The sequence below is a fragment of the Butyrivibrio sp. genome (genome assembly GCF_024699075.1).
In genome coordinates, this window is the sequence record NZ_JAILQF010000476.1 from 1 (window position 1) to 10,740 (window position 10,740).

General features: G+C 36.8%; 8 protein-coding genes. 3 read left to right on the forward strand and 5 right to left on the reverse strand.

Annotated features, from left to right (window positions below; genetic code table 11):
- Positions 1-499 precede the first annotated feature (499 nt).
- Together K6G87_RS18970 and K6G87_RS18975 are read left to right on the forward strand one after the other, a co-directional pair.
- A complete protein-coding gene (locus K6G87_RS18970; protein WP_296840802.1) occupies positions 500-1,156 on the forward strand; it encodes a hypothetical protein in 657 nt (218 codons plus the stop codon).
- 176 nt (positions 1,157-1,332) lie between these two features.
- Positions 1,333-2,277, forward strand: coding sequence for a hypothetical protein (locus K6G87_RS18975; protein ID WP_296840803.1), 945 nt, complete (start codon positions 1,333-1,335; stop codon positions 2,275-2,277).
- Between the two features lie 145 nt (positions 2,278-2,422).
- Here the strand turns inward: K6G87_RS18975 and K6G87_RS18980 are convergent, their stop codons facing one another.
- Positions 2,423-3,064, reverse strand: a complete 642-nt coding sequence (locus tag K6G87_RS18980) for a metal-dependent hydrolase (protein WP_296840805.1) — start codon at positions 3,062-3,064, stop codon at positions 2,423-2,425.
- Positions 3,065-3,259: 195 nt separating this feature from the next.
- Positions 3,260-4,567, reverse strand: a complete 1,308-nt coding sequence (locus tag K6G87_RS18985; RefSeq protein WP_296840807.1) for a hypothetical protein — start codon at positions 4,565-4,567, stop codon at positions 3,260-3,262.
- A 216-nt stretch (positions 4,568-4,783) separates the two neighbouring features.
- Between K6G87_RS18985 and K6G87_RS20020 the strand changes: the two genes are divergently transcribed.
- The gene (locus K6G87_RS20020; RefSeq protein WP_296840809.1) at positions 4,784-5,020 is read left to right on the forward strand and encodes a cysteine-rich small domain-containing protein; all 237 of its coding nucleotides are present in this window, start codon (positions 4,784-4,786) and stop codon (positions 5,018-5,020) included.
- A gap of 142 nt (positions 5,021-5,162) precedes the next feature.
- On the opposite strand, the gene K6G87_RS18995 is transcribed toward K6G87_RS20020, so the two are convergent.
- The 3 genes from K6G87_RS18995 to cbiB form a co-directional block, all read right to left on the reverse strand.
- Positions 5,163-8,015 (reverse strand): Spy0128 family protein, encoded by a 2,853-nt coding sequence (locus tag K6G87_RS18995; RefSeq protein ID WP_296840812.1) that lies wholly within the window; start codon positions 8,013-8,015, stop codon positions 5,163-5,165.
- A gap of 598 nt (positions 8,016-8,613) precedes the next feature.
- Positions 8,614-9,723 (reverse strand): pyridoxal phosphate-dependent aminotransferase, encoded by a 1,110-nt coding sequence (locus tag K6G87_RS19000; protein ID WP_296840814.1) that lies wholly within the window; start codon positions 9,721-9,723, stop codon positions 8,614-8,616.
- A gap of 237 nt (positions 9,724-9,960) precedes the next feature.
- On the reverse strand, positions 9,961-10,740 hold a 780-nt coding region (cbiB, locus tag K6G87_RS19005; RefSeq protein WP_296840816.1), incomplete at its 5' end, for an adenosylcobinamide-phosphate synthase CbiB.

Consider the following 10,740-nt stretch of genomic DNA (forward strand, 5'->3'; position numbering starts at 1 on the left):
AAGAACGCAGCTGCCTACTACAAGACCGGCAATGATCTCTCCTACTACCTGAGGAGCTTTGATCTTTTTGGCAACAATTCCAAAGAACTTTGCTGATAACAGAATAATCGCAAGATCTTTTAAAAACTCATATTTTTCCATAATTTTTTCCTCTCCTTTTTTACATATAAAAAACGATAAACGCCTGCTTCACTCAAAGAGCAAAAAGGTGGACATTTACCGTACATGTAATTGTTTATTGTAAATCGCAACAGTATAAGTTTTAACAAATTACTGATTATGTGTCAATGTAAAGGATAACCACACTTTCTTATATAAATAGTCTTTTTTTCCGTCTTTTTTATATTTTTTTATTATTCAAGAACAACCTTTACATTACGGCATTTTCTCATATTTTTATTTAACGAAAAATCATTTTTTTTCGAACGAATGCCTTGATTTTTATTAAGAGTTATGTTACAAATTTATAGTTGTGTTATTTTTTAGGAGGGAAATTATTATGATTAAAAAAATCGGAGCACTTATGCTCACTGCAACAATGATGTTCTCACTTGTTGGATGCGGTAAAAATTTTGATGGAAACTATACTGCAGATATCGACTTAACAGATGTCTTCGTAGAAAGTCTTGAATCTGAAATGGGGTCTGAAATAGATTTCGAATGGTCAGGTTCTGTAGTAATGCCTTACCATCTTGAGCTTTCTGAAGGTGAGTATACTCTTTCTGTTGATGCCGATGCTACAGCTGAAAGCCTTAAGACATTCGTAGGAGACAACATTGAAACTTATATAAGCGAAGCTCTTGCTACTGAACTTGAAGCTGCAGGCTTAACAGTTGATGAAGCCCTTGAAAGCTATGGCTACTCTTCAATCTGGGAGCTTATGGGCTATGATTCAAAGGATGCTTTCCTTGATGAAATGATGGCTGAAATGGATATATCTGAACTGGAAGAAACAGAAGAAGGCGAATACGAAATCGACGGTGATTCTATCACTCTTGAAGGCGTAGAGACAATTAGTGAAGACGGTGAAGAAGGCGAAGGCTGGGTTCTCACTTATGAAGATGGTTCCCTTACAGGTATCCTTGATACATCTGAGTTTGGACTTGATGGCATAGATGAAAATTTAGACGTCACTTTTGAGCTTGACGAAGACTAATTCACAACGCAGAATATAATATTTATTCATAAAATAAGTGGAAGGAGCTGCATCAAGTAGCTATCTTCCACTTATTATTTTGACATAAAAGTCCAGATATTTTAGAATTTTTTTGTATTAATCATAACTTTTACATTGATACAAGTTATAACAGGTTTTATAGGAGGAACAAATATATGAAGAAAAAACTTGGAGCGCTTATGCTTACAACTACTATGTTGTTTTCGCTCGTTGGATGTAGTGAAGCAATAGATTTAAACTATCCAGATACCGAAGATAGTGCAGAAGATTCAAGCTCGTCTGAAGATGACAGTGCTGAGGATTCAAGCACATCTGATGATAGTACCGAAGATTCAATTACTTCCGAAAATGATAGCGCAGAAGATTCAAGCACATTACCTGATGAAGATGAGGATACTGACAAAGACAAGGATTCTGATAAAGACAAGGATTCTGATAAAGACAGTTCCAAAGATAACAGTTCTAAAGATAGTAGCTCCACAAAAAGTTCATCATCAAAGCATGATACTGATTATGAAAAGTTCGATGGAAATTATACTGCAGATATTGACTTAACAGATCTTTTCATTCAAAGCCTTGAAGCTGAGATAGGTACTGATTCAGATTTCGAATGGTCAGGTTCTGTAGTAATGCCATATCATCTTGAACTTTCTGAAGGAGAATATACTCTTTCACTTGATGGTGAAACTACTATTGAAAGTTTGAAGACATTCATAGGAGATAACATTGAAGCCTACATCACTGCTCTTTTGGAAGAAGAATTAGAATCATCAGGTATCACACTTGATGATGCCCTTAAAAGCTATGGCTACTCTTCAGTCTGGGAGCTTATGGGCTATGACTCAAAAGAGGCTTTTCTCGAGGATATGATGGCAGAAATAGATCTCTCTGATCTGGATGAAACTGAAGAAGGCGAATATGAAATCGACGGTGATTCTATCACTCTTGAAGATGTAGAGATAGTTAATGACGATGGTGAAAAAGAAAAAGGCTGGGTTCTCACTTATGAAGATGGAAAACTTAGCGGTGTCATTAGTACAGACGATTTAGGTATAGACGACATAGATGAAACTATTGATGTAATCTTCCTACCAGATTAATTAAACTCGCAAACGCTTCGCTTTTTGCTCGTTATAAAATCACTGCTAACGCAGTTCTACGGGTACGGGGCTTATGACCCCGCACCCGAAATCAAGATATTCCCATCACCTAAAGGTGATGGGTTATCTTGATCATTTTATATATTCAATTCAGCCTAAATACTGCCAACATTTCCATATATGCCTCCTGCACATATGGAAGTGTTGAAATGTATAAGGCTAATATAAATATTCCAGCAGCCAACATCAGTTTATTTACATACCCTTTAGAAGAACAGAGGTTGAAACTATATCCTTTTTTCATAGGCCAGAATAACTTTTCACGCTTCCTGTTAAGAAGGTCTATTGTCAGATGTGATGCATAACCAATTGCAAAGTATGGCGTTACTTCTGGGAATATTATTCCTACACATGATGATAATAAGAAAAGTGCAAGCAGTGAATGCATAAATGATCTGTGAGGCTGACTCATTCCAAATACACATAGCAAAATAAAAGCTACGCTCCCTGTTATGATCCGATAAATATTACTATCAGCAAGAAGTCTTCTGTATATACCAACATGAAAGTTGTACTCTATTATGATCACAGCTCCCAAGGCGAGTGCAGCTGCCATAACTATCTTGTCAGCTTCCTTATGGGCTGTGGATGTTCCGGAATCGATGTCACTTATAACGCCTCCTATTGCTGCGGCTCCTGTTCCTGCTACTACAACAGGTAACGATTCAGGTCTTAGGGCCATAAGTGCAGTAGCAATCCCTACAAAAAAATGTGTTCTTCCAAGCATATTTGTGCCTCCTTGTGCTATCATCCTGATGTCTATACACGATTATGCTTTATGTCTTATTGCTGCCAGATTGTAGAATCTGTGCGATAATGGCACCAGCTTTCCCATTTTATCAAATGATCAACAAAAAATGAAGCGCCTTGAACATAAAAAAGAGCGATGCTCTCATTTGAACACCGCTCTTTGCTTACCATATTATTCTTCACATATAGAATATCCTGTTATAGTACAATAAATTGCACTCTGAGTGCTCTTTGAAGTATTTTCAACATATACTTCTACCTGTCCATAGCTATCTGTTTCAGGTATGTAAAACAGTACATAATATGAAGATGTCTTGCCCTTCTTGACCTTTGTATAGCAATTATCATCATATCCTGTTGAAAACTTTCCAAATGCTTCACTGTCATAAAAGCTAAGTTCATTATCTATAGCATCATCAAGAGCTTCTAATGCTTCAACTATATAATCGTAGCTATAGTCATCTTCATCAAGATTACTGTAAAGATCATCAAGCCAGTAAACAGGTGTATCTACATATGTACCAAGTTCTTCTGCCTCTACTTCTACATCTTCGTCATCATCTTCATCTTCTTCGTCGTTGGCTTCTTCAGAAATATCTGAACTATCAAGACCATCCCTGAATGATTCGATATATCCTTCTTCATCAGGTTCCATCTCTGAGAGAAGATCTGCAAACTCAGTAACTATATGTGATACTTCTTCGTCATAATATATTTCGTATTCACTTCCAAAAGAAGTTTCAAATCTTTCAATTCTTGAGTCCTTATCAATATCTGCAGTGTAGCTGGAATCATAATCCTCTATCTCTGCTTCAATTGTCTCACCTTCACTATCTTCTTCCCAATCTGCAGATGAATATAAAGTAAGATCACCAACAGCTACTGAATAACCTGACTCTTCTGCATCCTTGAAATCATACTCATCTATATTGATAGTATCCTCAGTTCCTCCAGCAGGAATAATATATCTTGTCCATCCCTCATCACCAGGATATGCGATTATAAGATATGCAGCCTCATCTTCATCCTCATAAGTAAGGATTTCCATATATATATCGTCATCTGCAAGTACATATGATGGAAGAACGCCTTCTTCATCATCATCGTAAATTACTGTACAGGTACCTGACATTCCGATACATTGAGAATCATAAATGGTCTCAAATGCTTCTTCAAGAACATCTTCTGCATCATCATAATCTGTTGTTGATGATTTTGAACTACTAGATCCGCTTTTAGATTTACTCTTTGAACTGCTCTTGGAATCACTCTCTGAGCTGCTCTTGGAATCACTCTCTGAGCTGCTCTTGGAATCCTCTGTTTCATCCTCCTCATCTTCACTAGATTCTTCTGTCTGTGTCTTTTTATTATCTGAGGATCCTTTTCCAGTCTTAGCATATGATGTAATTCCCATACATCCAAAAGCCAAAGATGTCGAACATGCTCCTGCGATTACCATAGTTGCAATTTTTCTTCTCATTGTCATTTCCTCTCATTTTTATAACTAATTATTGGAATTTGTCAGCTTAGATTTCCTGCTGACATAAAATAGCTTAACACCAATAAGAAAAATCGGATAAAAATCTGACAGACGGTCGATTTTATACGACGAAACGACAAAAATCATATTTTTTTGATAAAAACGCTCTGTGTTATAATAATATTTGAAAATCACACAGCAGATACGGAGATTAAAATGGAGAATTCATTCAAATATTTTGAAAACAGGGATTGTAAATATTATCCATGTCACAAAGATATGGAACATATGAATTGCCTCTTCTGCTACTGCCCCTTATACTTATGCGATGATTGTCCGGGCACCCCTAAATATATTCAAAAGGGTGATAAAACAATTAAAAGCTGCATGGACTGCACCTTTCCTCATGAAGCCCAAAACTATGCAGAGATAATAAAAAGACTTATACCGTAATTTTTTACAGGATGTACTTCTATGTCAGTCTTTACAGGATGTAATATCATAATACTTCACACAAAAATACCCTCTTTACCTTTAAATTGGCAAAGAGGGTATCAGCATATTCATAGCATATAAAATATTTAACCGCTATACATCAGTGTACTCTGCGTTTTTTAGTCATAACTACAATTACTCCGATAGATGCAATTGCAGCAATGATCACAATAAGGTTTTTAGCAAGACTAAAGTCATCCCCTGTCTTATAATCTCTTGATTCACCAAGAACCTGCTCTTCTTCGTCTGTCATAGCGATTCTTGTTGCACCAAGTACTTCAGGATCATCATCAACCATTGGAACTGGCGAAGCACCAATTACAGTCTGTGTCTCTGAAGTAGAAGTTGTTTCTGATGTAGTAGTTGTATCTGTAGTTGTATCTGTGGTTGTTGTAGTTGTAGTAGTTGTCGTAGTAGTTGTTGTGGTTGTTGGATCTTCAGGGTCCGGAGTAGGATCTTCCGGAACTACTGGCGGCACATAAGTATTAGTGAACTTTATATCTGAAGATGTTGTAACCGAAGCTGAAAGATTATAATCACTATCTTTAGTAACAGTCACAGTTACATTAATAACTGAAGTATCATAAGTCACATTATTATAAGTATAGGTTCCGTCAGAATTAAGTGTTGCATCTGCCGGTATCTGTTCTTTTACTACATAATAGTAAGTGCCTTCTTCTTTATATTCAATCTCATCAAAGGTAAATGAACCATCTGCCTTATTAGTTGTTGTATATAAATAAGCAGCATCATCGGATATTACGAAATCCTCGCCTGTCTCATAAAGAAGGAATGTAAACTCTCCTTCTGCAAGATCGCGACCTGTAAGTGTCTTATTTCCTGTGATAGTAGTCTTAGCAGGTACAACTTCTTTTTGTTCCTCTACATATAAGTTATTGAAGTTGGCTACAAGATCAAAATTAAATGTTGATGAGAAGTTTGAAAGATACTTACCACGTTCAAAATAGAAAATTTTGATATCATGTATCTCTCCATCTTTCCATCCGTCAGTAAATACTTCACTCAAATTGCTGATATATGAATTGGAAGGAGCTGCGCCACTTGCAGGATTATCATAAATAATAGCACCTGTATTAAAGTTAACACTTGCACCATAAGCATCATGGATTCCGCCAAGATCTATTACAAGCTTGCCGTCAACATATACCCATACATCATCATCACCTGAGAAGGTATATGTCATATCCTTACCACCTGCTTGACCATCTTCAGGAATAATAAACGCTGTCTGGGTCACTAATCCAAACAGGTAGTCTTTATCTCCAAATGGGAAGAAATTATCGCTTGAATAAGAATATGTACCTTTTCCATCAGTTTCATACAGATAATAATCTTCATCATTGCTAACTACACCATTTGTAGTAGGATTAAACAGATATGAAAGACTTTCACTACTTCCTGTCTTATCTGAATTAAGATATGGATAGCCATCTTCTCCAAGACTTGAAGCTACAATTGACTGATATAAACCGTTTTGTTTACCAACATATCTGTTAAATGCTTTATATTTATTCTGACCACCATTTGAAAACTTCAGATCATGTCCTTCATTTATGGGATCTTCATCATAATCATATATCCTCACTGTAATAGGAGATGCACTTGTATTTTTATAATAAGCTCCGTTAGCATTAAGAACAGTTTTGTTTTCATCCTGTGAATCATTATTTACATATACTCTGAGTGAGTAAAATGTATCATCATAGGTCACACCTTCTTTATGACCATTGATCTGTACTATCTTATAATAATAATGTCCTGCAGTATCATATGTGATAGTTGGAAATTTAACATTTCCATCAGCATCATTTTGGGCTGTGGCAGTATATCCGTCTTCGCCTTCTATTCTGTCTCCACTTTCATTTGTTTTGTATATTTCAAAATCAAATTCGCCAGCCTGAAGTTCTTTTCCGGAAAGGAACATATGGACTTCGGGTGTATACTTTGCCACGCTGTTATCAACAAGCTTGAAGTTAGCAAGATATGTAACTTCTGTTGTATCTTCAGGAAGCGCTTCCAGATCAGAAACAGAAAGTGTTAAGGTCTCACTTGAAGATACAATGGTATCATCATATTCTAATGTCCAGTTAACGAATTCATAATCATCTGAAGATACAGCGGTAGCACCTGCTATTTCCACTTCTTCATAAGAAGCTGTATCATCTGTAGCTGCATCATTTTCTTCTGTATTGTCTGTAGCTGCATCATTTTCTTCTGTATCGTCTGTTGCTGCTTCATTTTCTTCTGTATCGTCTGTTGCTGCTTCACCTTCAGCTGTGTCATCTGTAGCTGCATCATCTGATACTACGTCATCTGCTACAACATCTTCAGATGCATCGCTTTCTAAAGTAACTACTTCCTCTATATATGTTTCGCCTTCAGGAAGATCTGCCAGTGAACCACCTTCACCTGCCATGTAATATACTGTTATAGTTTTAGTATCTGATTCATTCTGCTCTTTATTTGCATCAGCTTCTAAAGAGCTGTCAGTACCGCTTTCCAAAGACTTTGTTTCATCATCCAAAGACTCTTCCAAATCGCCTGTACCATTGCTAATATCAGTACCATCATTCTGAGCTTCTTCATTTTCTGTAATGTCATTTTCTGTGATGTCAGTTTCATTATTATCAGCAATGTCGCTATTTGAATCAGCATTATCACCGGTTAAAAGATCATTACCATCGCCGTCAGGATTAGTATCATCTTCTGCTGCTCCTGTAACATTACCCGTATCACTATTATCTGTATTACCTGTAACTGTGCCATCATCCGTATTGTCATCACCATTTTCATCAATGGTCTGTTCCTCAGCAATCTGCTGATCTGCGCCCATTTCTGCATGTGTAGTTATACCATATTTTCCCATTACCTGGAAAAGTACAGTAGCTGCCAATGCGCCTGCAAATAAATGTTTCAAGGTTTTACTCTTCATACATTTCCCCTCCATACCCTTTTTCCTAAAAAACCGTAACGTTAATAAGAACTTCTCTTCAGAAATTCAATTATCCCTGTGTCAGGGTTCTTTATTATTTTATTATTGGGTATTCCCTTCAGATTTAAATCACAAATCCTCTAAGTAACAATCACATTTTCAAATATAGCATATTTGCTGCAAAAATCAAATGACATTGCTCGAAATATAGCTAATTTGTCATAAAAAATCGAGATCAAAACATTCAGATGCAGCATTTATGCTGATTTAGAAACTTAACATTTGTCCAAAACCACTAATAGTGCACATTTCAGCGATTTTATTTTAAATAACATTCATTTATATTTTAGATTACGTTTGAATTTTCTTTAACGCTTACCAAAAAAGCGTCTATGACTGAATCACAGACGCTTACTGCATATTACAATAAATTTAATAAAATTTTTTTACCAAATTATCGCTTTATCGTATTAAACTGGCATTAAGAACATTATTGTCTTAACGACTATGACTATAGTACGCCTTCAGGCATCTACAACTTTGATTATGGCATACCTCCAGACATTTATAACTATGATTATGGTATACCTCCAGACATTTACAACTCTGACAATACGTCTTGTATTGCATCAAGCAGTTTCTGATTATCTTCCTGATTTCGAACGCATATTCGATAAAATCCTGCATGCGGAAGTCCCGGATAATTGTCACAGGCTCTTATCAGTATACCTTTTTGAAGAAGGGCCTGTTTAAGATCTATCTGGTGCGAGCATCTAAACAGGAGAAAATTTGCCTTGCCTGGAATAACATCCATACCTAGGAAAAGAAGCTTCTGCATAAGCTCATCTCTCTCCTGCCTTATATAAGGCAGTGACTCTTCAAGATACTTCTCATCTTTAAGCGCAGCAAGGCCTACAGCCTGAGACAGCGTTCCAACATTCCATTCAGGAAGAAGCTTAAGTGTTTGAGATCCCCACAGCCTTGCCCCACTTATCGCATAACCAAGCCTTATTCCAGGCATAGCATAAAGCTTTGTAAATGCCCTTATTATCATCATGTTGGGAAATTCTTCAAGGAACCTTACTGCACTTCTTCCGGCAAAGTCTGAGCAAAAAGGAAGAAAGCATTCATCTATGATTATCCTTGCCTTAACTTCCCTCGCACTTACAAGGATCTTCTTCAATATATCTTCTCTTATGCATGATCCAACAGGATTTGAAGGATTGCACAAAACGACCATGTCAGGTCTTTCGCTTTTGATCTGCTCTGCCATCTTCTCAGTTGGCATAAAGTATATTCCTTCCCTGTCACTTCTGAGCTTCACTCCCGGCATGACAGACATGCTATCGCCCCTGTATATGTGGCAGTCAGTAGCTTCTAAAGACCTTTCATAACCATAAAAACCAGGCGATTGTATAATAGCTGTTCTTGGCCACGAAGCCTGAATAATTGTATTTATAAGTTCTGATGCACCATTACCGCATATGATCTGCTCAGGAACAAGCTTTGCCCCAGTGTGCCTGTTCTCCCATTCTACTATCGCATCCTTAAGCTCAGTGCACTCGGGGTCCGGATAATTCTGTGCTGCATCTATATTATCTGTAATAGCCTTCTTAACAGAATCAGGCATGCCAAAAGCATTAAGATTAACAGAAAAGTCTAATGTAATATCGTTATTATAAATATCTCCGCCGTGTTCGTAATTCATAAAAATCCTCATATCTTATTGGCTTTATTTGTTTATCAGACAAAAAATCACTTGCTTTATCCGTAAAGCTCTACTCACTTTATACCATAATCTTTACTCACTATACCAGTAAGGTCTCTACTTCCTTTACTTCAGAAAATTTTACTCACTATATCAGTAAGGTCTTTAATTCCTTTACTTCAGAAAACTTTACTTACTATATCAGTAAGGCCTTCTCTCTCTTTATCAGTATAATATTCAGGATATTATAAGATATACCAAAAGTCTTAATACTAATCCAATAAGTATCATAATAAAAGTTGATGCATACATAAGCCAGCAGGCCCTATTTATATCCTCTTTATCTACAGGTCTTATAGGATCTCCTATAGTATCCTTGTGCTTTATATGTCCAAAGTAGGAAGCATCACCTGCCAGCTGAATATCAAGAGCTCCTGCACAGGCGCTTTCTGTCTGCGCCGAATTGGGGCTTTCGTGCTTTAGCCTGTCCCTTTTCCATATACGAAAGGCATTTTTATGATCCATTTTAAGGCAAAAAGCTGATGCACATATTAAAAGAGCAGAAAGCCTTGAAGGTATAAAATTCCAGTAATCATCCTGGATAGCTGATGCACTTCCAAAATGCATGTACTTATCATTCTTGTAGCCAAGCATTGAGTCAAGCGTATTAACAGCCTTGTACATGACAGAGAGAGCACCTCCGCCAAGTATCATATAGAACAAAGGAGCAATAATACCATCTGATGTATTCTCTGCAACAGTCTCAACTGCTGCCTTAGTAACACCTGTTTCATCAAGACCAGCCGTATCTCTTCCAACTATAAGAGAAACTGCACGTCTTGAATTATCAAGCTTCTTATTACGATCTGAAGCTGAACTTCCTGGTACTTCCTCAAGGACTATCTTCCCGCCATTTTCAAAGTCAGGAAGTATTATCTTCTCTCCCTTAAGAGCCTTATATACCCTCATGCTTTCGTATGCAAGATCTCTTGCTGCAACTGCCTGCCAGCAAAGAAA

Coding starts and splice junctions, on each gene's coding strand:
- K6G87_RS19000 (WP_296840814.1), bottom strand. CDS start 9,723: ATGAATTACGAACACGGCGGAGATATTTATAATAACGATATTACATTA.
- K6G87_RS18980 (WP_296840805.1), bottom strand. CDS start 3,064: ATGCTTGGAAGAACACATTTTTTTGTAGGGATTGCTACTGCACTTATG.
- K6G87_RS18975 (WP_296840803.1), top strand. CDS start 1,333: ATGAAGAAAAAACTTGGAGCGCTTATGCTTACAACTACTATGTTGTTT.
- K6G87_RS20020 (WP_296840809.1), top strand. CDS start 4,784: ATGGAGAATTCATTCAAATATTTTGAAAACAGGGATTGTAAATATTAT.
- K6G87_RS18985 (WP_296840807.1), bottom strand. CDS start 4,567: ATGAGAAGAAAAATTGCAACTATGGTAATCGCAGGAGCATGTTCGACA.
- K6G87_RS18970 (WP_296840802.1), top strand. CDS start 500: ATGATTAAAAAAATCGGAGCACTTATGCTCACTGCAACAATGATGTTC.
- K6G87_RS18995 (WP_296840812.1), bottom strand. CDS start 8,015: ATGAAGAGTAAAACCTTGAAACATTTATTTGCAGGCGCATTGGCAGCT.